Raw genomic sequence first — 21,292 nt, forward strand, 5'->3', positions numbered from 1 at the left:
TTGCTTGGCGGCATGCTGGGCTGGCCCGGCTCAGACTGGCAAGAAAACGATGCCCCTGTACATGACGCGCCCATCAAGGCGGAGTGGAAAACCCTCAATACCGAAGCGCGCCATACCTTTACGCATTTTCATCTGCGCCTGAAAATTTGCACCGCGCTTGTACCGATGGACCGCACCCCTACGGTCGGCAGCTTTGTGGAAGCCGAGGATTTTGATCCCGGTGATCTGCCCACAGCGATGCGCAAAGCTTATGATCTGTATCGCGGCACCTGAGCGCATTGCACCGCAGGCAACTTCGACGCATAGTTTGCCCAAGCGAACGTGAGGGGCTAAGTCATGGTGTCGTCTGCACAATTGGCAAAATTTTCCAGTGCACTGCCGTTTTGGTGTTCATTGCTTCTGGTGCCCCTTGTCTGGACAACAGCGATGTTTGGCGGATGGTGGGTTCTTCTGGTCCCCATCACCACATGGTATCTTTTTGCCGCGCTGGATGCTGTCACGGGTTTGAATCTTGAAAATGCGGATCTCAACAGCTCCGATGCGGATCTCAAATGGTATCGACTGGTCACCTTGATCTGGCCGTGGCTGCAATTTGTAACGCTGTTTGGTCTGATCTGGTACGCCACACGGGTCGATCATCTGAGCATGGGCGCGTTGATTGGACTGTTTTTTGGCGTCGGTGTGATCACCGGCACCATTGGCATAAACTACAGCCACGAGTTGATGCATCAGCAGCCCAAATATGAGCGCTGGCTAGGGGATTTACTGTTGGCCATGGTGCTGTATTCCCATTTTCGCAGCGAACACCTTCTGGTGCATCATCGCTATGTGGGCACGCCCCGTGACCCGGTCACCGCACGTTACAATGAGGGGTTTCACCGCTTCTTCCCAAGGGTTTTAATTGGCTCTCTCAAGTCCTCTTTCAAAGCGGAGAAAGCCATGTTGGCGCGCAAGAGCCTGCCTTGGACAGATCTGAGCAACCCGTTTTTCCGCTACTGGGCCTTGCAAGGCGGCATGTTGCTGCTGGCCTGTATCATTGGCGGTTGGCTGGGCGGCCTGCTTTTCATCTGGCAGGCCTATATCGCGATCTGGCAGCTGGAGCTGGTGAACTACGTTGAGCACTATGGGCTGACCCGCAAGCATCTCGGTGATGGCAAATACGAACATGTCCGCCCCCATCACAGTTGGAATGCAGCGCACAAGGCCTCCAACTGGCTGCTGATCAATCTGCAACGCCATTCAGATCATCACTATAAGCCAGATCGACGCTTTCCATTGCTGCAGAACTATACTGACCAAGAGGCGCCGCAACTGCCCTTTGGCTATCCCGTGATGACAGTGGCGGCGATGATCCCGCCGCTCTGGAAAAAGGTGATGAACCCCCGTGTGCGGGCATGGCGGGCGCAGTACTATCCGGAGATTACGGACTGGCATGCCTACAACAAAGGCAAGACCCCGATGCCGCGCTAAATACCGTGGTTCTCAGGGCGGGCGAAGGCCCATACCGTGAGTTTTTCCGCCACACCACGCACATCCTGATCTGAGAACTTCTGCAGCCCAGTCAAACATGCGTCACCGCCCTCTTTCAGCACTTCGGTCCGCATCGCATCGCTGATCACCAGACGGGCATTCAGACCGCGCGTCATGCTTTCCAGACGGGAGGCCACATTCACGGTATTGCCGACAACGGCAAACTCCAGCCGGTTGGCCCCGATGTCCGCCAGAACCGCAGGCCCATAATGAGCGCCAAAGCCAACCCGTAGGGGCGGTTGCCCCCGCGCGATGCGCGCATCGTTCCACACATCCACATCATGCATCATCTGACGCACACAGCGCAAAGCGTTCTGCGCATCATGATCTGACGGGCTGGGCGTGCCAAAGGTCACCATCAACCCATCCCCCAAGTATTTATCCAATGTGCCCTCATGGGCAAAGACCGCCTGCTCCATAAGCCCATGAAAGTCGCGCAGGGTTTCAATCACCTCTTCGGGGCGGCGCAGGGCGGCAAATTCGGTAAAGCCGACAATATCCACAAACAGCACAGCGATGTCATGATTGCGGATTTGCTTGAGCGGCTCATCGTTCTGGCTGAGCTCTTCCACCACATTGGGCGAAAAATAGCGCGACAGATTGGTGCGCTCCCGCTCAAGCGCCGCGTTGGAGCGCAATAAGAGATTGAAGCGCCGGGCATTCAGACCAAGTGTGACAGCCACAAGGACGAACACCACCATTTCCTGCAAGCGGAGTTGAATGTTGAATTCGTTGGGATCAATCAGCCGGAACAGATCCGGCCACCCCGGCAAAGCGGCCTTCACCGCTTCGCTCATGCCCGGCACTGGCTCCGTCAGCCACAGAGACAGGCCAAGTGCAGCCGCCCACATCATCGCCGTCCATACGCCGATGGCGACCACCGTGCGCCAAGAATAGGCCAATGTCCCGACCGCCAGAATGAGGAACATGTAGTTAAAATTGCCAAAGCGATACTGCATCGCCTGCGGCCAGTCATCCAGACCAATCGGATTGGGGCCAATGATCCCCACCACCATCAACAGCAGATCCACAAAGATCAGAAACAGTTCTGTACGTGAGCGCCCAACCCGCCCCATGCGGCGGATCCACCAGCCATTCACACAGAGCAAAAACAGAATGAACTCATAGTAGAACACTTGTGGCCAAGGCGCGACACAGAGCAGGAAAACCCCGATCACCGACATGGCAACCCAGCGGACCTTTACAGAGAGGTCCAGCCCTTGCCGCTTATGAAATTCCAGCGCCGCCTCGGTATAGGCGTCTTCCTGTACTGCCCCCTCGGCACCCGCAGGTAAGGCTGCGACAAGATCAGACGCGCGCGACGGCTGCGATGGTGTCGGATGATTGGCCATGACCTGGGCCCTCCATAGTCTGAGCCTGAGATAAGCGCTGGGAACGTGCTGACACCCCTTATCCACCAAAAAGCCCCGCCAGAAAACCGGCGGGGCAAGTATAGGTGCCTGTCTAGTCAGTTCGGCAACAGGCACCGGCGGTATTCTTCCGGCTTATTGCTTTGTTGCTGTGACTGACAGATCAGTTTGGGCGTGTCGCCATTTCCGCGCGGATCTGCTGACGGAGCAGATCAATGGGCACTTTTTTGCCTTCCCGCTTGTAGGACCAATAGGTCCAACCATTGCAGCTTGGTGCGCCTTCCAGATGGGCTCCAACCTGATGGATCGAGCCTTTGATGTCGCCGCCAATCAGAGTGCCATCCGCACGCACCTTGGCTTTGTAACGACCATTGAGCGAGTAAAGCTCCTCCCCCGGACGCAGCATGCCACGTTCCACAAGCTGGCCAAAAGGCACGCGCGGCTCGGCGCGTTTGGAGGTGGAAACCTGAAGCGCCTCACGGTCAAACTTGCGTACATTTGCGATGCGCTTTTCCGCAACCTTGCGATAGGCCGCTTCGCGCTCGATGCCGATGAACTCACGGCCGAGCATCTTGGCCACAGCGCCGGTTGTGCCGGTTCCAAAGAACGGATCCAGCACCACGTCGCCCGGATTGGTCGCTCCGACCAGCACGCGATGCAGCAGGCTTTCCGGCTTCTGCGTTGGATGGGCTTTGTCGCCGTTTTCATCTTTCAGACGCTCATGACCGGTGCAGATCGGCAGCACCCAGTCAGAGCGCATCTGAACACCTTCGTTCAGGGATTTCAGAGCTTCGTAGTTGAAGGTGTATTTGGCACCTTCAGATTTGGAGGCCCAGATCATGGTCTCATGTGCGTTGGTGAAACGCTTGCCACGGAAGTTGGGCATTGGGTTGGATTTGCGCCAAACCACATCGTTCAGAATCCAGAAGCCCTGATTTTGGAGTTCCGCTCCCATGCGGAATACGTTGTGGTAAGAGCCAATCACCCAGATCGCGCCGTTGGGCTTGAGCAGGCGGCGGGCCGCCTTGAGCCACGCGCGGGTGAATTTATCATAGGCGGCGAAGCTGGAAAATTGATCCCACTCATCATCCACCGCGTCGACTTTAGAGTTGTCCGGACGGTGCAGCTCACCCTTCAACTGAAGGTTATAGGGCGGGTCTGCAAAGATCAGATCGACGGAATTCTCCGGCAGACTGTTCATCACTTCGATGCAGTCTCCGGACAAAATACTATTGATCGGGAGCGCGGATGCGCCCTTCGCTTTTGTCATGGTTTTCATACTCTGCCTCATTACGGCGCGGTTTTTTTAGTGCGCTCGTTGATGTGGATAAGTTTGAGTCAAACCGGAATCTTCGTCAATTTGTTTTTTTGAATCAGCGCGTTAGTTTTTGCCTTGATACAAGATATTGTGGACGGGCTTAAACGAACGCCTATGATGTGGGGTAACCCCCAATTCAATCAACGCTGCTTTGTGTTTTGGCGAGGGATAACCGGCATTTGTTTCCCATCCATAGCCCGGAAACTGTTGCGCCAAATCCATCATCAAAGCGTCGCGTGATGTCTTTGCAACAATGGAAGCCGCCGCAATTGAGAGGGATTTGGCATCCCCTTTAACCACCGCTTGAGACTGTATTGTAAGCCCTTTGGGGATCATATTGCCATCAATCAACAGATGGTCCGGCGCCATTGAAAGCCCTGCAACGGCCCGCTCCATGGCGATGTGACTGGCACGCAAGATGTTGTGTTCGTCAATTTCTGCGACCGAGACGTGCACAATTGAGACCTCTGCGAGCCTGTGGATATCTTTTGCTAAAACATCGCGTCTTTTGGCCGAGAGCTTCTTGCTGTCATTTAGACCTTCGGGGATGTTTTCAGGGTCGAGCACGACGGCGGCGGCGGTTACAGGACCAGCCAAGGGCCCTCGTCCAACCTCGTCCACTCCGGCGATGCGGGTTGCGCCAAGAGCACGGGCGGCGGCTTCGAAAGAATAGTCAGGATGTGTCATGAAACGTGACAAACACGTCCCCTCCTGTCCGCGCAAGAAAAAAGACCGAAGCGCATGGGGGACGCTCCGGCCTTGGCGGGTCTTGCGCCCGCCTTCCCTGCTCGATGGGGATCTGATCAGCGGTAGGTGACTTTGTAGCCGTGGCGGCTCAGGCATTGGGTGCGGTAGCCCGCGATACGGCCTTTCGCACCCTTGCGCTGCACGTAGCATTTCTCAGGCAAGTTGTAGGCGGGGTATTGCGCCCGGAATAGGCAACGCTGACCATAGGCTTGAATGACCCGACCATTGCGCGTTTCAAAGCGCTTGGAGCAATGGCTTGGCAACCACGCCTTCTTGTTGGGTTTGTTGGGCTTGACCGGCTTAGGGGTGGGCTTGGGATCAGGGCGGCGGTCCTTCTTATCGTCCGCCACGGCGGCCCCAATGACGGCCAGTGCCGTCACCCCAAAGAGCAGCGCGGCAATGCCGTCTTCATCCAGTGCCTGCGCACGTGGGGCGGAAATGCCCGTGACCAAAATGGCGAGGCTGAGCACGGAAGCGATGAACGTCTTGGAAGTCATGAGAGGCATCCTTGTGAGTGTGTGTATGAAAACCCGGCGCTTTGTCCGGAAGACACAATCTGTTTCGCCCACCCACCGAAAATCTCACAATATCAGCGTCTTGTTATGGGATATCCGCGCTTCAAAAGGCTTTGGTTATTGAATATCAATCCGGTTCAGCGCAGGGTAACCCCATGAAAAACATGCTCACATACGCCCTGTGTGCGGTGGCCCTCTCACTGACGCTCTCGCTGCCGACAACAGCCAGCGCAGCAGAGTGCTATGCCGACTACAAAGCCAAAAAAGACGCCCCCCTGCGGCTGCATTATGGTGTGGTCGTTTTGCAAAACGGCTGCGACAAAGCTTCGGCACAGCGGGAAGTCGCCGCGCGCATTGGGCAAGACGGCTGGACATTGTTAAATGTTCTCTCCGTGTTTGACAGCTCTCAACTTGCCGGAAAGGAAGCCAGTGCAGGACAGTTCTACCTCCGTTATTGAGACGCGGCGCAGCGGCGGGCGAATTGTAGCAATTGGCATTGGCGTGATTGTCGCCATCCTGCTGGCGGGGGCGGCATTGCTGTTGCTAACCTTGCCGGATGCCAATGCTTTCAACGCCCGTGTTGAGCAGCTCTTTCTCGAAAATGACGCGCTGACCGGGCCTGCGGAAATCAAGCTGCTGGAAATTCTGGCCCAATCCGGCACGGCCTTTGCAGACACGCTGACAAGCTATCGCATGGTGATCACCGTGCTGCTGGTGTTTGCCACGGCGATGATGATTGCCGCATTGGTGTTTCTGGTGGCTCTGGTGATGATGAACCGGCGCATGGCGCAGATTGAGCGCGCAGGCATACAGGTGACGTCCCTGATCGTGAGCCGGGAGGAAAAAACCGTCTATCTGAACGAAATGGGCTTCAAGCTCACCGATGCCGCTATGGAAACTCTTTCGGTGCTGGCAGAAGCGCGCATGGATGATGAGGTGCTTTCAGGTGTTGCGCTGGAAAGCGTGATTTCCGGCAAGCCTTCTGTGGATTGCGATGAGGCCGCCGGGGCCACGCGCATCAAACGCCTGAGAGACTCTCTGGGAAATCAGATGGTCAGCCAGTTGCTGGTGAAAAACATTGCGCGCAAGGGCTATGTCCTGTCCATCGACAAGGACGTCATCGAAGTGCTCTAAAGGATGTGATGAGGGGAGACTTGCTTGTCGGTGCCTCTCTCCTCACATTTGAGCGGGCACAGCTGCGACCGGAAGGAGCCTGCTATGGAAGGGTCACATTTGGGAAGCAACGCCGGCTACGGCATTGACATCCAGCCCATTGAGGCCACGGTGACGATCTCACGTCGTGGCGTTGTCCTGGCGCAGAGCACGCGGGCAAAAGTCATGTATGAGACCCGCCTGCCCCCCCAAGTCTATGTGCCACGGGCCGACATAGTGGCGCCCCTTTCAGAGCATACAGCGCTCAAGACTTTCTGCCCCTTCAAAGGCACGGCCCGTTATCATGATATCCAGCTTCCGGATGACGTGATTGAAAATGGGGTCTGGTGTTATGATGACGCCTTACCAGAAAGCAGCGCCATCAATGGGCACATTGGCTTTATGCCCAATGCTGAAGCAGAGATTGATTTTGGCGGTGCGCAGTTGGATCCAGTTGCGGACGGCAATATCACCGGCCCTCTGGTGGATTGGTTGATGCGGGGTGCCGCCAGCGCGACAACACCGGCAGACTTCTTGGCGGCGTTGGGGCGAAAGATGGAAGACAGCGGCATCGCCGTCAAACGGATGGCGGCCATGATTTGGTCTTTGCATCCGATGATCGCCGGAAAAAACTACATCTGGTCCCGCGATACAAATGAAATCACCACCTTCGCCCCCTCCTATGAGGTGCATGACCACCCCAGCTTTGTGAATTCCCCCCTGCGCCATGTGTCACAGGGGCTCGGCGGCATACGCCAGCGCCTCGATGTGCCCGAAGAGGACATGCAATTTCCCATCATGCGGGATCTGAAGGCCGAAGGGGCCACCGACTATGTCGCCATGCCGCTATTCTTCTCTAATGGGCAAATCAACGTGCTGACGTTGACGAGCGATCATCCCAAAGGCTTCACAACCGCCAACCTTGGCCTGATCTTCGAAGTCTCCAGCGTGATCAGCCGCTTTTTTGAGGTCTTCACGCAGAAAGAAAACGCCCAGTCGCTGCTGGAAACCTACGTGGGCGCGCGCACCGGCGCGCGGGTTTTGGGGGGCGAGATCCGACGCGGCGATGGTGATGACATCAACGCAGCAATCATGTTCTGTGATTTGCGCGGCTCCACCAAACTGGAAGAAGATCTGGGACGCGCAGCCTATATTGACCTGCTGAATACCTTCTTTGACACGACCTCTGCCATCGTGGATGCGCACGGCGGGGAAGTTCTGAAATTCATTGGCGACGCTGTTCTGGCTGTGTTTCCAGACACGGAAACAGGCTCTGATGCGGGGGCAGACGCATTGCAGGCCGCGCGGGAAATTGTACAACAGCTGGAAACCATGCGCCAAAACGATCCAAGCCACTGCTGCGAGTGTTCCATTGGCATTTCCTACGGGCAGGTGACCTATGGCAATGTGGGCTCCAGAGAGCGACTGGATTTCACCGTGATCGGGCGCCCCGCCAATGTGGCGGCGCGGCTCGGAGATTACGGCAAAACAGTCGGCCACAGGATTGTTGTGACAAAGCAGGTGGCACGCCATGAAAGGGGTTGCAAAGCACTCGGCGCGGTCTCACTGCACAATGTGAAAGAGCCTGTGGAGTGCTTTGCTTTTTCCGCCGATGGTTGAAGCTATGCGTATTGTAATGAAGCTGACGCTTGAACCTGCGTGACAGTTCGCGATAACATTCCAAAAGACCTTATTGGGATGATGCTCTGTGACACAAAAGAACCGTTCTTTGACCCTCCGCGACGTATCCGAAGCATCGGGGGTGTCTGAAATGACGGTCAGCCGCGTATTGCGCAATCGGGGTGATGTGTCACCCGCCACACGCGACAAGGTGCTCACGGCTGCCAAAGAACTGGGGTATGTGCCCAATAAAATCGCCGGTGCCTTGGCCAGCCAGCGCGTGAACCTTGTGGCGGTGATCATCCCCTCGCTGTCCAACATGGTTTTCCCGGAAGTGCTGAGCGGGATCAGTCAGGTTCTCGAAGATACAGAGCTTCAACCGGTTGTTGGCGTAACCGATTACCTTCCTGAAAAGGAAGAAAAAGTGCTTTATGAGATGCTCTCATGGCGGCCGTCCGGCGTGATCATCGCCGGGCTTGAACACACCGAAGCATCGCGCGCCATGCTCAACGCCAGCGGCATTCCCGTTGTGGAGATCATGGATACCGATGGCGAGCCTGTTGATGCGATGGTGGGGATTTCGCACCGTCGCGCAGGCCGGGAAATGGCCGCATCCATCCTTGAGGCGGGCTATAAGAAAATTGCGTTCCTCGGCACCAAGATGCCGCTGGACCATCGCGCACGCAAACGCTTTGAAGGCTTCACCGAAGTGTTGGCCAAATCCGGCGTTGAGGTGGTGGACCGCGAATTTTACTCTGGCGGCTCTGCACTGGCCAAAGGGCGTGAGATGACTGAAGCCGTTTTAGAGCGCAGCCCGGATGTGGATTTCATCTACTACAGCAATGATATGATCGGCGCTGGTGGTCTGCTCTACCTTTTGGAGAAAGGCATTGATGTGCCCGGACAAGTGGGACTGGCCGGATTTAACGGTGTCGAACTGCTTCAGGGCCTGCCACGCCAACTGGCAACGATGGATGCCTGTCGCCGGGAGATTGGCACCAAAGCCGCTGAGATCATTGCAGCGCGCGTGGAGGGCAAAGAGCGCGATGCCTCTGTCACGCTGGCCCCCACCATCAGCTTCGGCGACACGCTGCGCCGCTCCTGATCAGCCGCCTTTCAATTGCGCCCGCGCCGCGCGCAGCGCCTTACGGAAGTTAGGCCCGCGTCGCCGGGCCAAAACAGCTGCGCAATAGTTTGCGATGAGCCAAGGCCGCCCGTCATCCAACACGGTGCGCAGCATTTCTTTCTGATAGCGGGTCACCTCACGGCGAGTCCGCATCATGGTGTAAAACACATCCGCTGTCATTTCACCCGCGACGCATTTTTCAATGACGGGTTTGAGTTGCCCCATCAAAATCCACAGGGAGGCAATGCGGTGCCCCATGTAGCGACAGCGATACTTGCGGATATTGTCTCCTCGAAACAGCGCCGCATGCATGGCATCGGTCCCCATGCGTGGATCGTAGAAAATGCTGACTTCCTTGGCGGCTGTCAGCATGTCTGGTGCATAGCCATAACGCCCATTGAAATCTCGACGCCATGCTTTGCGGTAGCGCGTCTCCCAACTGGCAACCTCACGATCCAACGTGGCTTGCGGCGAAATACAGATGACCGTTGCACCGGGAGCGGCAGAAGAGAACACAGCCGCCGCATAGGCCCCCATGGACGCCCCATAGAAAACCACCTTGTCAAACTGTTCAAAAAAACCATCCGCACGCAGCCGATCGAAGAAATCAAAAACCGCTTCATCGCGATACCACGTCCAGTCATGGGCCATAAGCCCCAGCATCGACCAGCCGCGTGATGTGACAAAACCATGCCCCCACGGCATGCGCTCTGCGCCGCCCTCATAGACGTGATCAAGGTTTTCAAAGGTGACAATCAGCGTGCCGCCCTGTTTGATGTAGAGCGCGGAGTGTTGCTCCCCCAGCTCCTCAAAAAAACCCTGCTCGGCCCCGATGACTTTGAGATTGCTTTTCCATTCTGCCTGACTGGGCGCAGCGTCGGTTGTGATATCCCCGTCAGCCACACTCAGCCCTCCTGAAAAAGGCTTGGCGCCCCTTCAATCAACTGGGTCCGCCACTTCTTGATCAGGCCGGTTTCCACCAGATAGTCGCGTGACAATTTTTCCACAGAAGCTTCGCCCTTCAGCGATTCAATCGCCACCTCCGCCTGAAACGCGGGATCTTCGACGGGCGCCTTATGGATGGTCTTCTTCGCTGGGATCAGCGCCGCATCCGGATCAATGTCGTGCTTCAACATGACCTGGTGCATGAAGGACCCACGGCGCGGACGGTTATTTTCTTTTTCCTGCAGGCGCGGCTTCATCCGGCGTGCCCAGAAGTGCACCCCGCGTGTCTCTTCCGTGAGCCAGTCTTTTTCGATGTTAAAGCGGCTTTGGATCATCTTATTGCGGTCTTTGAAGGACACCGGATAAAACGCCGCCTCTGGCTCCGCATATTTGATTTCACCCGATTGCTGCAGAAAGTACGTCACCGCTGCGGGGCCGGTAAAGCCCCAGTTCTGCGCCGTCATATGGACCGGGCGGCCAGCGTCTTTTTCTGCCTGCAATTCCTTTTGCTGCCAAGGCTTCAGCCAAGGGCCAATGGCATATTCATCCTCAAAAAATTCCAGCATTGCATTGAGCGCACGCGAGGTTTTCGGCAGGCCCAGAACTGCATTACATACCAGCCCATCTTTTTCCCAACCAAAGACGGATTGGCGGGTGTAGTTGAACGGGCGATAGCAATAGACATCGGCATCCACCCAGATTTTATCCGTCTGCTTTAGCAGATTGAGCCGCCAAAGATCGGCGTGAATGGCTGGGCTGCCGGTGCGCACATGCCGATGCATCGGCTCGCCCGGAAAGATCTCTGCGGCGTCTGCCGTATGCACGCCCTCTGGGACGTTGGGGATCTCTTCATAGCTGTACAGCGTGGTGTGGTGCCCCGCATCGGCAAACGACTTGAGACAAAGCTGCTCTAACCATGACAGCTGCCCGCCAATCCAGAGCGATGCAATCTCGGGAAGCTTCACCATTTTACCTGTACCTTTTGTTCTCTATTTGGAAACAGTTTACGTGGAAACCCTGACCTTGTCTTCTGTAATTCCACGAAAATTTGCCTTAGTGGGCTGTATCTTGCTTGTCCACCGTGAAGAAAAAATCCTCCGGCAGATCACGCTCCACCACCCAATCCGGGATCACTTCTGGCCCAGCGAGAAAGACGTTTGCGCCAAAATGTGGATGCAAACGCGCCAAACGCTCCTGACGGGGGCTGGTGAGATCTTCATAAAACTTGGCATAGTTTGACGTGGCCTTAAGCGCGTCAATTTTTGCGCGATGGCGATCCACTGAAAAGGCATGTGCCTCGGCAATTTCGGGATCTGATAACAGACGATCCATTTCGGCTTGCATCAAGGGGATCATGCGCTGAATGGAGGTCTCTTCTTCGGTGTTGTTGTTCATGCGAAACCAATAGGCCATGCCCTGATCGCGATCCACGTGGTTCACCCGCCCCCGATCGCGTTTCACCAAAAAGCTCTCCGCAGAGCGCACGGCATAGTGGTTGAGCTGCACCAAATCATAACCCACTGTTGGGACAGTGGAACGCCAGGCATTGCGATACATATCTTTGGGCAACGGTTTGCCGGAGCCGTTCACCCAATTGATATGGGACCAGAGCTGCGGGTTCAGCCCTTTGGGACGATGCACCCCAAGTTTTTTAAACAAGCCGATGTTGCGATAGAGCGTTTTAAACCCCCAGGCCTGATGCGGTTTGCGGGTCTGTTCCAACGCGCAGCGCGTAAACTGTGCCATAAGCGGCGCATCCGCATATTCATGTACATCTGAATTGCCAAAAAGCCGCCAAGTGCAGGAGATCAGATTGGCATCCCCCACGGCTTCAAACAAGGCGGCCAGAGTGCCATTGCCGGTTTTGACATTGATGAATTCATCCACATCCATGGAGATCACCCAGTCGGCATTCTGAATGACCGGCTCACTTTCACCGGCTTGCAAGGCCGCATGCTGAGGTTTGAGGTTCGTGCCTTTGAAGGGGTTCTCGCGGTGTTGCACATACCCTTTTTCTTGCAGCAAATCCAAAAAGCTATCCGTGCCGTCGTTACAGTCGTTGGTATAGACCAGCACATCCTTCACCCCGATGGCGCGGTGATAGGCCAACCACTCAAGGATAAAGGGGCCCTCGTTTTTCATACAGGTGATGATGGCCACATCATTGTCGGCGGGGTTGACCTTAGGGGCGGCAATTTCGGGAGTGCGCAGAGGTTTGTGATTGAAACGTTTCTTGGCGAGCTTCACCAGATCCGCGTCTTCAATCAGAGAGGTCTTGGGCACGATGGCCCATTCACTGGCATCGTGGCGCAGCCCCATGCAGCGATAGAATTTTACCCATTCGTCCTCTTTGGGCTGAACTCCAACCACCCGGATCAGCCGCCAGACCACCTCTGCGGGTGTTTTTGTCGGCGCAACCACCCAACGGCGCCGCATTTTGACAGCATCAAATTGCACACAGATGTGGTCTCCATGGCTGACCGCCTCCCCATTGCGCACGCGCCACGGGTAGCAATGCTGCCCGACCAAGGTGACCACCCCAGAAGAGGATTTCACGGCCATATCAAAGAGGTTCCCCCCCTTGGTGCCCGGGCCATTGATCGCGCCCACCAGATCGGAAATATCAAGCTGAGCGACCGCACGAGCTGTATTGAGCCAGCGGTGACGGATCAATTCATAGAGCTGCAACTCCCCCAAGGGCGCATCCCATGGCGATGCAGATGGCACCTCCATCCGGTCCTTGCCCGGCGCGTCAGGCGCATTGATCGGATGGGGCTCCGGCGGCAATCCCGCCTGCCCCAAAGGAACATCCATTCGCAAGACCAACACGTGTTTGAGACCATTGATCTCATCAACAGCTTCCCTGAGCTGAGACACAAAACTCTGATCGGTTTCCGGCTGGGCCCGGTCAATAATGACTGCCGCTTGCAGTTTGTGATGTTTGACATGGTAGCGCAGCCAGTCCAGCGTCCGCTCCGCTGTTTCGCCATTGCGCACTGCCAACGCCACATTCAACCCGGAAAAGCGCTCAAAATCCGGGGAAATCGGGGGCAACTCGCAGGTTTCGCCACCAACAAGCACAGAGGGCGTTCCGTTGTGCGCGAGGCGCAAAATCAGCCCATTGCCCACACTTTTGGCGGAGAGGATTTCCGTATCCGGCCCGGCCTTGACCTGATCTATGTCTGTGCCTGTCTTAAAGAAAACCTGCGCCTGCGGGCTGTCTTCCGCCGGATCCGCCAGACAGGCCAAAATTGCCGCGTCCGCCACGGACACATGGGTCATGGTACACAGTTCAAAGGCAGCTTTGCCCATCTGATGGTCCCTGCTCGTCTTTTGCGTGCCCGGCGGTCTGCAAGGCATCATTCTTTGTTTGTTGTAGTGTCCTGATACCACTGAATCAGCTGTCGCTGCAAATGGCGGGGGGGCACCTGGCTGCTGCCCGCGCAAAGAACCTGCACCATCAACTCCTGAACATCCGGTTGGCGCACAAGATGTTCAAAACGCGCCTGATGCCAGTGCAGGCCCGCATCATGGAGCTGCCGCACCCGCGGCAACGATACAAGACGGTCGTATTCCACCTGCGTGGCAGGGCGCATCTGCGCGATGGAGGTGTTGGGCTCGGTGTTAAAATTGCGCTCCACCCAATAGGCAAGATCAATCGGCTTGGAAGCACGATTGGGCAATCCCCGCTCCGCCTTCAGCGCGAAGGCCGCTGCGGAGCGCACAGAATAATGATTGAGTTCTACCAGATCGCGACCGCCCCCCAGACCAAAGAGTGACAGGCGGCTTGGGGTTTGCGCCAAAAACGGATGTGCAGGGTTGCCAGATCCATCCACGATCTTAGGCAGGCGGGCTTTATCTGGATCTTTTTGTTTTGGGCGATGCACGCCAAGCTGATTGAATGGGCCTTTGGTCGAAAAGAGCGTTTTAAAGAGCCCTGCTGCGACAGGATATTGTGCATCGGCAGGGATGCAGCGCGTGAACTGTTCCGTCACCGGGTGATCCACGATACTGACCTGATCATTGTGACCATAGAGCCGCCACGGCAGCAAAACGGCGTCGGTGTCTTCTGGCACCGCAGCCAAGAGATCCGAAATGCCGTGATTACCGACATGGATATTGAGAAACTCATCGACATCGCTCACCAAAATCCAATCGGCGGCCTTACGCAACGGATGTTTCCAAGCTTGGCGAAGCGCCTGCCACTGGATGCTTTTGCCCGCAACAGGCACATGGGGAACGTGGGTCACCTCGCCGGCCTGCGCCAAGGCGTTGAGCAGCGCATCGGTGCCATCGTCACAGTCATTGGAGAATATCAGAAAGTCTGTCACCCCCGCCGCACGGTGGTGCGCCACCCATTCCAAAAGATAGGGGGCTTCGTTTCGCATGGTTGTGACGCTGAGAATGCGCAAGTCTGTGATCTCTGCTTCTTGTTTGTGCTGTCCTAACACACCGACAAGCGACATGCAGGTCACGTGAGCAAAGTTTTGCGCGCTGAGGTCTGCGGGGAACACAGCGTCTGCAGGGAATGTGAATTGCGATACGTCTCTTCTGGGCTATGATCATAGCGACCCGCTGTCCGCCCTTGGCCCTATGATATTTGATATTTCTTTCACATCCACAGGTCAGGATCAGACGCAGATCAACACCACAGCCAGTGATGAGAGCCAGATGCCCTTTCTAACCCGCACCGGAAAGCCCCTGCCACAAACCTTGATTGATCAGGCCCCTACCGCGCATGAGGACAGGACCAGCCGACGGGAATTTCTTGCTCTGGCCAGCGCTTTTGGCGCGTCGACAGCAACCGCTTACGGCCTGCTGGGCATGACCGTACCAGCCAGCGCCGTAGCCTCCGCAAAACGGGGCGGCAACGTGCGCATTCAACAAGATGTGCGTGCGCTCAAGGACCCGCGTTTGTTTGACTGGCCGCAAATGGCAAACATCACGCGAGGATGGCTGGAATATCTGGTGACCTACGAAAACGATGGCACGTTCCGGCCTGCCCTGCTGAAAAGCTGGGACATTTCTGAGGATGCCAAAACCTATCATCTGCATTTGCGCAAAGGCGTGACTTGGAACAATGGCGATGCTTTCACAGCGCAGGATGTGGCGCGCAACATAGCTGGTTGGTGTGACCGCCGCATTGCGGGCAACTCCATGGCTGGGCGCTTTGCCGTGCTGATTGATCCAGAGACAGATATGGCCCTGACGGACGCCATTGAAATTGTAGACGATCACACCGTCATATTGCATCTGCCGCGTCCAGATGTGACACTGATCCCGAGCATGTCAGATTATCCTGCGGCCATTGTGCACGAGAGTTTTGACGCAGACCGCATGATCGCAAACCCAATCGGCACGGGACCGTATGTGCCAGAGTCTTTTGAGGTCGGCCAAAAAGCGGTTTTGACACGCAATCCGGATCATATCTGGTGGGGGGCTGCGCAGGGCGCTTGGGTGGATCGGATAGAGTTCCTCGATCTGGGGACGGACCCGGCCGCATGGGCCAAAGTGGCGGCGCAGGGCGAGATCGACATGACCTACTCGGTGGACGGGGAGTATGCGGATGTCATTAGCGCCATGGAGGGCTGGAGTAAGAACGAGCTTCTGTCCATGGCCACCGTCGTGGTGCGCCCAAACCAATCCGCGGAGATTGCTGGCCGCAAACCTTATGCAAACAAGCGCTTGCGACAGGCCATCCTCAAAGCCGTGGACAATGGAGTCTTGCTGGAGCTTGGCAACGCTGGACGGGGTGCCGTGGCGCAGAACCATCATATCGGGCCTGCCCATCCAGAATACAGTGACGTCGGATCACCAGACCATGACCCGGGGGCTGCTCTTGCGGCGCTCAAAGAGCTGAGGATGGAAAATTTCGAGATCGAAGTCCACACCATTGATGACGCTTGGCGCAAGAACACCACCGACGCGGTTGTGGCCCAACTGCGCGATGCGGGCTTTAGCGCAAAGACCACAATCGTGCCCGGCATGGTGTATTGGGACAACTGGAATCGCTTCCCTTTCAGCACAACCGACTGGAACCACCGTCCGCTGGGGGTGCAGATCTGGGCACTCGCCTATCGCAGCGGTGAAGCCTGGAATGAGTTTGGGTACAGCAATCCGGAATTTGACGCGATTGTGGATGCCGCTGTCGGCACCATTGACATCTCAAAGCGCCGAGATCTTGTCGCCAAAGGCGCGCGTTTGTTGCAGGAAGATGCGGTCACGATTCAGCCCTATTGGCGGGCACTGACCAATCATACGGTGTCTGACCTAGAGGGCGGGGCGCATCATATTTCCTTCGAAATACGCCCCGCCGAATTGTATTGGACCTAGTAAGCCGACCGATCAGGAATGTGACAGGCAGGCCTCAAACTGGTTGGCCAGCTGCTGGATCAGCAGGAGATAATCTGGCTCTTCCAAAGCTACGCCCAGAGGGTCAAGCTCTTCGGAATGCAGCGACAGACCGTCGCTGATCGCACGCACCACTTTGTCATTGAACTGCGGCTCGGTGAAAACGCAGCTGATGTTGTTTTCCATCAGGGTGGTCCGCACGCTTTGTAGACGCGCCGCGCTTGGGGCTGCGCCGTCGCCGCTCAGAATGGCGCCGGATGCATTCAGGCCGAAACGGGTTTCAAAATACTGATAGGCATCGTGAAACACGACAAACCCATGGTCTCCATATGGCGCCAACTGCTTGCTGATTGCCGCAATGGCTGTATCCAGCTCAGCCTGTGCGGATTTGGCATTTGCGCGATATGTGTCTGCGTTTTCGGGGTCCGCAACAGCCAGTTTCTCAGCGACAGCTTCAAGCCAGAAGTGAGCATTTTGCGGGTCGAGCCAAGCGTGAGGGTCCACACCGTCATGGTCATGTCCATCGTGGCTGTCATGCGCATGGTCGTCGTGACCCTCGTCCGCATGCGCGTCGTCATGGGCGTGATCATCATGTGTGTCGTCCGCATGATCATCGTGGCCATGCTCTTCATGATCGCCGTCTTCATGGTCATGCTCATCATGGCCTTCTTCGGCATGATCATCATGGTCACCATCGCCATGACCGTGGTCGTCATGATCATCGCCACCTTCAGACAGAGACAGCTTCAGGAAAGTTTCGCTTTCGCGGAATTCCAGTTCACGCGTGCCATTGAGATGTAGCAAGGACACCGCCTCGCCTTCACTCACAAGGCTTTCAATCGCCTCTTCCATCGCAGGCGAGAGCTCTGCGCCAATCCAAAACACCAGATCGGCATTTTGCAGGGCCCGCGCCTCTGACGGGCGCATGGCATAAGAATGTGGCGACTGGTTTGCTGGCAGGAGCTGAGTTGGTGTACCAACGCCCTGCATCACTTTTGCCACAAGGGCTTGCACCGGGAGAATATCTGTCACAACGTTGGGCACTTCGGCGCGAGCGGGCAGAGCCAGCATCGCAGCGCCAACAACAAAGGGAGCAAATCGCATGTCGTCGATCCTTTTTTGCGCTTCAAGGGCTGGCTCTAGACGAAATGTTATACTATATCAAGGGTCGAATTGATGATCGGCTCAATGCAAGTCACGGAGGCTGCATGCATACAGTTGGATTTGACAAACACGACCACGCGGCCTGTGTGGGTGGTGGCCTGCGCGCTGCAGAGGAAACATGTGCGAAACAGGGCCTACGCCTGACCAAAGGCCGTCGTCGTGTTTTGGAAATTCTGCTGCAGGAACACCGGGCCATGGGGGCCTATGATATCCTGAGTATTTTGGCAGAAGAGGGCTATGCCTCTCAGCCTCCGGTGGTCTACCGGGCGTTGGATTTTTTGGTTGGAAACGGCTTTGTCCATAAAATTCAGAAACTTAATGCCTATGTGGCCTGTGCCCATCCTGGAGACAGCCACACCCCTGTCTTTCTGATCTGTCGTGGATGTGAAGCTGTGGCTGAGACAGCGGCCACTTTGAAAACCACTTTGGGCGAAGCCGCGAAAAAGGTTGGCTTCACAATTGAAACCACCATTGTGGAAGCAGAGGGCCTATGCCCGGTTTGCACGCAAACAAACGCGGCAGGTGCCCCGGCATGAGGCTTGTCACGGTTGACAGAATGTCGGTCAAACGCGGCAGCCATCAAGCGCTTTCCAATGTCGATCTGACCATCGACAAGGGCGAGATTGTCACAATTGTCGGCCCAAACGGCAGCGGAAAATCCACCCTGCTGCGGTGCATCATTGGGGCGCTAAAGCCTGACAGTGGCACGGTTTTGCGCGAAGCGGGACTGCGTATTGGCTATGTCCCCCAACGGCTATCGATTGATGCAACGATGCCACTGACGGCAGCGCGGTTTCTTTCCCTGCCCACAAAGCGCAGCAAGCGAGAAATCCAAGAGGCCCTCGCGCAGGTGGGGGCTGAAGGACTTGGCAATCGTCCCATGGCGGGTCTGTCGGGCGGCCAGTTTCAGCGGGTGCTTTTGGCGCGCGCGATCATGGACAAGCCAGACTTGCTGATTCTGGATGAGCCCACCACGGGCCTTGATCAACCTGGCTCTGCGGATCTTTACACCCAGATCGAACAGGTCCGACGCGACACGGGTGCGGCGATTTTGATGGTCAGCCACGAGTTGCATGTGGTGATGAGCGCATCTGATCGGGTGGTCTGTCTGAATGGGCATGTCTGCTGTCATGGCACCCCGGAAATTGTGGCCTCCGCACCGGAGTATCGCGCGCTCTTTGGTACGGGCACCCATGGGGCTCTGGCGCTGTACCGCCATGAGCACGATCATCACCACCATGAGCACGGGCATGATCATGCCCATGACACCTGCGGATCCCACTGATATGTTTGACGATTTTCTAATTCGCGCGCTTTTTGCGGGCGTTGGTGTGGCTTTGGCTGCGGCACCTCTGGGCTGTTTCGTGGTCTGGCGGCGGATGGCCTATTTTGGCGATGCCACAGCGCATGCGGCAATCCTTGGGGTGGCGCTCTCGCTGGCTTTGGGGGTTTCGGTGTTTGCCGGGGCCTTGGCGATTGCGCTCGCCATGGCACTAACCGTTTCAAATCTTTCGGAAAAAGGCTTTGGCGTTGACACGCTCCTGGGCGTTCTGGCGCATTCGGCTTTGGCGTTTGGGCTGGTGGCTGTGTCGTTCCTTCAAGGGGTGCGGCTGGACCTGATGTCCTATCTGTTTGGTGACATTCTGGCCGTCAGCAAGGGAGATCTGATCGTGATTTGGGCCGGGGCGGCGCTGGTTGTGACCTTGATGGCCTGGCGCTGGCAGGCGCTTCTGACCAGCACGCTCAACCGTGATCTTGCCTATGCCAATGGAATAAATCCTCAACGAGAACAACAGATTATGACGCTTGCGCTGGCCATCGTGGTAGCTGTGGCGATCAAGGTTGTCGGGGCGCTTTTGATTGTGGCCATGCTGATCATTCCGGCAGCAGGCGCGCGGGCCATGGCGCGCTCTCCTGAGATCATGGCCGTCGGCGCAGCGGCGCTTGGGGCGCTGGCGGCGGTGGGCGGATTGATGGCATCCTACCATCTGGACACCCCGGCAGGCCCCTCGATTGTCTGTGTGGCGGCAGGGTTGTTTGTGGTGATGACCCTCGCGGCGCGACTGCGCTCAAAATGAGCGCCAGAGGGGGGCATTAACCTTTTCTGGGCGTATCGGTATTGCGTCTGTATCGCGTCAATATCCCGTCGGCGCCAGTTTTAGCCTACCAATGTCCGTTAACTCTTCTCACGACGTCTGAAACATCGCAGAATTTCGTGTCAGCCAGTGGCGCATCACCCGGTGAGCGCCGCATGTACCAGCGCCTTGAGCTGAGGCCGGGTCGGGTAGGAGCTGGACGGGGACAGCTGCGTGAAGAAGACCACGGAGAGCGCTTCGACCGGGTCCACCCAGAAAAACGTTGAGGCCATGCCGCCCCAGCTGAAATCCCCCACGCTGCCGGGGCAACGGGCGCGGGCTGGATCCAGCACCACAGCCCCGCCAAGACCAAAACCCATACCCTCCATCGGTTGTTCGGCAAAACTCTGTGGCCCCATGGAGGCGATATCGCCGGAGAGGTGATTGCGCATCATGAAAGCGACGCTTCGGGGGGACAACAGACGTTGATCCCCCAGTGCGCCTCCCCGACGCAGCATTTCCGCAAAACGCAGGTAATCATCCATGGTGCCCACAAGCCCACCGCCGCCAGAATAGGTTTCGGCATTCAGGAAGGGTGACTGCAGATTGTCATCCACCCGGCGCAGGCTATTGGCCCCCACCCGCGCCTCATTGAGCGCCATGGCATCCCCTTCAAGCGGCGTGTAAAGATCCGCAAAGCGCGACGCGGTGCCTGCCACCACTGAAAAGCCGGTTTCCGTCATACCCAAGGGGCCGAGGATCTCGCGATCAAAGAACTCTGCAAGGCTTTGCCCGCTGACCACTTCGATGACACGGCCGAGAATGTCGATGCTGACCGAATATTCCCAGCGCGCGCCCGGTGTGAAGGCCAAGGGCAGCGCGGCGACCTGATCCACCACCTGTGCAAGCGGCCCCTGATTGGCGCGGAAGATCAGATCCTGCGCGTCCATTTCCGCCGCCAGAATACCGGGGTTAAACGGGTAGCTGAGCCCGCTGGTATGGGTGGCCAACTGATGCAGGGTGGGGGTGGCACAGGGCTGGGTCTGGCCCAGATCCGTGGCGCCTTCGATGAGGGCATGGCAGGTGCCAAAGGCCGGAATGAACTCAGAGACCGGGGCGTCCAGATGCAGCAGGCCACGCTCCACCAGCATCATCAGGGCCACGGTGGTCACTGGTTTGGTCATCGAATAAATGCGCGCCACAGTGTCCCTTTGAAAAGGGCTTTCATTTTCCAAACTGCGCAGACCGGTGGCATGATCAAAAACCACATCGCCCGCACGCGCAATCAGCAGCCCGCATCCGGCATATTTGCGCTCAGCGACCAACCGGTCCATCCAACCTGACACAACCGACAACCGTTCAGGATCCATACCGCGCGC

At 56.8% G+C, this 21,292-nt stretch carries 20 protein-coding genes; 10 read left to right on the forward strand and 10 right to left on the reverse strand.

Annotated elements, in window-relative coordinates; all coding sequences use genetic code 11:
* Both SHM7688_RS19940 and SHM7688_RS02600 read left to right on the forward strand, forming a co-directional pair.
* Window positions 1-273: NUDIX domain-containing protein (locus SHM7688_RS19940; protein ID WP_233486584.1), on the forward strand; the 273-nt coding region annotated here is incomplete at its 5' end.
* A gap of 63 nt (window positions 274-336) precedes the next feature.
* Window positions 337-1,470 (forward strand): alkane 1-monooxygenase, encoded by a 1,134-nt coding sequence (locus SHM7688_RS02600; protein WP_058238460.1) that lies wholly within the window; start codon window positions 337-339, stop codon window positions 1,468-1,470.
* Here SHM7688_RS02600 and SHM7688_RS02605 read toward each other — a convergent pair.
* The 4 genes from SHM7688_RS02605 to SHM7688_RS02620 all read right to left on the reverse strand — a co-directional run bounded on the left by SHM7688_RS02605 (window position 1,467) and on the right by SHM7688_RS02620 (window position 5,462).
* Window positions 1,467-2,882: an adenylate/guanylate cyclase domain-containing protein gene (locus SHM7688_RS02605; RefSeq protein WP_058238461.1), complete on the reverse strand. Its 1,416-nt coding sequence runs from the start codon at window positions 2,880-2,882 to the stop codon at window positions 1,467-1,469. The two genes, SHM7688_RS02600 and SHM7688_RS02605, sit on opposite strands and share 4 nt — an antisense overlap.
* A gap of 181 nt (window positions 2,883-3,063) precedes the next feature.
* Window positions 3,064-4,179, reverse strand: coding sequence for a site-specific DNA-methyltransferase (locus tag SHM7688_RS02610; protein WP_058238462.1), 1,116 nt, complete (start codon window positions 4,177-4,179; stop codon window positions 3,064-3,066).
* Between the two features lie 102 nt (window positions 4,180-4,281).
* Window positions 4,282-4,905 carry a ribonuclease HII gene (gene rnhB, locus SHM7688_RS02615; protein ID WP_058238463.1) on the reverse strand — a complete coding sequence of 208 codons (624 nt, stop codon included), beginning with the start codon at window positions 4,903-4,905 and terminating at the stop codon, window positions 4,282-4,284.
* Between the two features lie 116 nt (window positions 4,906-5,021).
* Window positions 5,022-5,462 (reverse strand): hypothetical protein, encoded by a 441-nt coding sequence (locus SHM7688_RS02620; protein WP_058238464.1) that lies wholly within the window; start codon window positions 5,460-5,462, stop codon window positions 5,022-5,024.
* 173 nt (window positions 5,463-5,635) lie between these two features.
* Between SHM7688_RS02620 and SHM7688_RS02625 the strand changes: the two genes are divergently transcribed.
* From SHM7688_RS02625 to SHM7688_RS02640, 4 genes are all read left to right on the forward strand, one after another.
* Window positions 5,636-5,938 (forward strand): hypothetical protein, encoded by a 303-nt coding sequence (locus SHM7688_RS02625; RefSeq protein ID WP_058238465.1) that lies wholly within the window; start codon window positions 5,636-5,638, stop codon window positions 5,936-5,938.
* Complete coding sequence (locus SHM7688_RS02630) at window positions 5,862-6,614, forward strand: winged helix-turn-helix domain-containing protein (RefSeq protein WP_370733012.1); 753 nt, start codon at window positions 5,862-5,864, stop codon at window positions 6,612-6,614. The genes SHM7688_RS02625 and SHM7688_RS02630 overlap by 77 nt, the downstream gene beginning before the upstream one ends.
* An 84-nt stretch (window positions 6,615-6,698) precedes the next feature.
* The gene (locus tag SHM7688_RS02635; protein WP_058238467.1) at window positions 6,699-8,252 is read left to right on the forward strand and encodes a DUF427 domain-containing protein; all 1,554 of its coding nucleotides are present in this window, start codon (window positions 6,699-6,701) and stop codon (window positions 8,250-8,252) included.
* An 88-nt stretch (window positions 8,253-8,340) separates the two neighbouring features.
* Window positions 8,341-9,357: a LacI family DNA-binding transcriptional regulator gene (locus SHM7688_RS02640; RefSeq protein WP_058238468.1), complete on the forward strand. Its 1,017-nt coding sequence runs from the start codon at window positions 8,341-8,343 to the stop codon at window positions 9,355-9,357.
* On the opposite strand, the gene SHM7688_RS02645 is transcribed toward SHM7688_RS02640, so the two are convergent.
* The 4 genes from SHM7688_RS02645 to SHM7688_RS02660 all read right to left on the reverse strand — a co-directional run bounded on the left by SHM7688_RS02645 (window position 9,358) and on the right by SHM7688_RS02660 (window position 14,789).
* Window positions 9,358-10,281: a hypothetical protein gene (locus tag SHM7688_RS02645; RefSeq protein WP_058238469.1), complete on the reverse strand. Its 924-nt coding sequence runs from the start codon at window positions 10,279-10,281 to the stop codon at window positions 9,358-9,360.
* A gap of 2 nt (window positions 10,282-10,283) precedes the next feature.
* The gene (locus SHM7688_RS02650) at window positions 10,284-11,291 is read right to left on the reverse strand and encodes a hypothetical protein (protein WP_058238470.1); all 1,008 of its coding nucleotides are present in this window, start codon (window positions 11,289-11,291) and stop codon (window positions 10,284-10,286) included.
* Window positions 11,292-11,376: 85 nt separating this feature from the next.
* Window positions 11,377-13,635: a glycosyltransferase family 2 protein gene (locus SHM7688_RS02655; protein ID WP_144432469.1), complete on the reverse strand. Its 2,259-nt coding sequence runs from the start codon at window positions 13,633-13,635 to the stop codon at window positions 11,377-11,379.
* Between the two features lie 47 nt (window positions 13,636-13,682).
* Complete coding sequence (locus SHM7688_RS02660) at window positions 13,683-14,789, reverse strand: glycosyltransferase family 2 protein (RefSeq protein ID WP_058238471.1); 1,107 nt, start codon at window positions 14,787-14,789, stop codon at window positions 13,683-13,685.
* Window positions 14,790-14,994: 205 nt separating this feature from the next.
* On the opposite strand from SHM7688_RS02660, the gene SHM7688_RS02665 reads away from it, so the two are divergent.
* Window positions 14,995-16,656, forward strand: coding sequence for an ABC transporter substrate-binding protein (locus SHM7688_RS02665; RefSeq protein WP_058238960.1), 1,662 nt, complete (start codon window positions 14,995-14,997; stop codon window positions 16,654-16,656).
* 12 nt (window positions 16,657-16,668) lie between these two features.
* Here the strand turns inward: SHM7688_RS02665 and SHM7688_RS02670 are convergent, their stop codons facing one another.
* Window positions 16,669-17,778, reverse strand: a complete 1,110-nt coding sequence (locus tag SHM7688_RS02670) for a zinc ABC transporter substrate-binding protein (RefSeq protein WP_058238472.1) — start codon at window positions 17,776-17,778, stop codon at window positions 16,669-16,671.
* A 104-nt stretch (window positions 17,779-17,882) separates the two neighbouring features.
* Between SHM7688_RS02670 and SHM7688_RS02675 the strand changes: the two genes are divergently transcribed.
* The 3 genes from SHM7688_RS02675 to SHM7688_RS02685 are packed head-to-tail and all read left to right on the forward strand — an operon-like array spanning window position 17,883 to window position 19,916.
* Entirely contained in the window at window positions 17,883-18,374 is a 492-nt protein-coding gene (locus SHM7688_RS02675; RefSeq protein ID WP_058238473.1) for a transcriptional repressor, read from the forward strand.
* On the forward strand, window positions 18,371-19,123 hold the full coding sequence (locus SHM7688_RS02680) for a metal ABC transporter ATP-binding protein (protein WP_058238474.1): 753 nt from the start codon (window positions 18,371-18,373) through the stop codon (window positions 19,121-19,123). The genes SHM7688_RS02675 and SHM7688_RS02680 overlap by 4 nt, the downstream gene beginning before the upstream one ends.
* Window position 19,124: 1 nt before the next feature.
* A complete protein-coding gene (locus SHM7688_RS02685; protein ID WP_058238961.1) occupies window positions 19,125-19,916 on the forward strand; it encodes a metal ABC transporter permease in 792 nt (263 codons plus the stop codon).
* Between the two features lie 155 nt (window positions 19,917-20,071).
* Here SHM7688_RS02685 and SHM7688_RS02690 read toward each other — a convergent pair whose 3' ends face one another.
* Window positions 20,072-21,283, reverse strand: coding sequence for a serine hydrolase domain-containing protein (locus SHM7688_RS02690; protein WP_058238962.1), 1,212 nt, complete (start codon window positions 21,281-21,283; stop codon window positions 20,072-20,074).
* Between the last annotated feature and the right edge of the window lie 9 nt (window positions 21,284-21,292).

The sequence above is a fragment of the Shimia marina genome (genome assembly GCF_001458175.1).
GTDB classification, from domain to species: domain Bacteria; phylum Pseudomonadota; class Alphaproteobacteria; order Rhodobacterales; family Rhodobacteraceae; genus Shimia; species Shimia marina.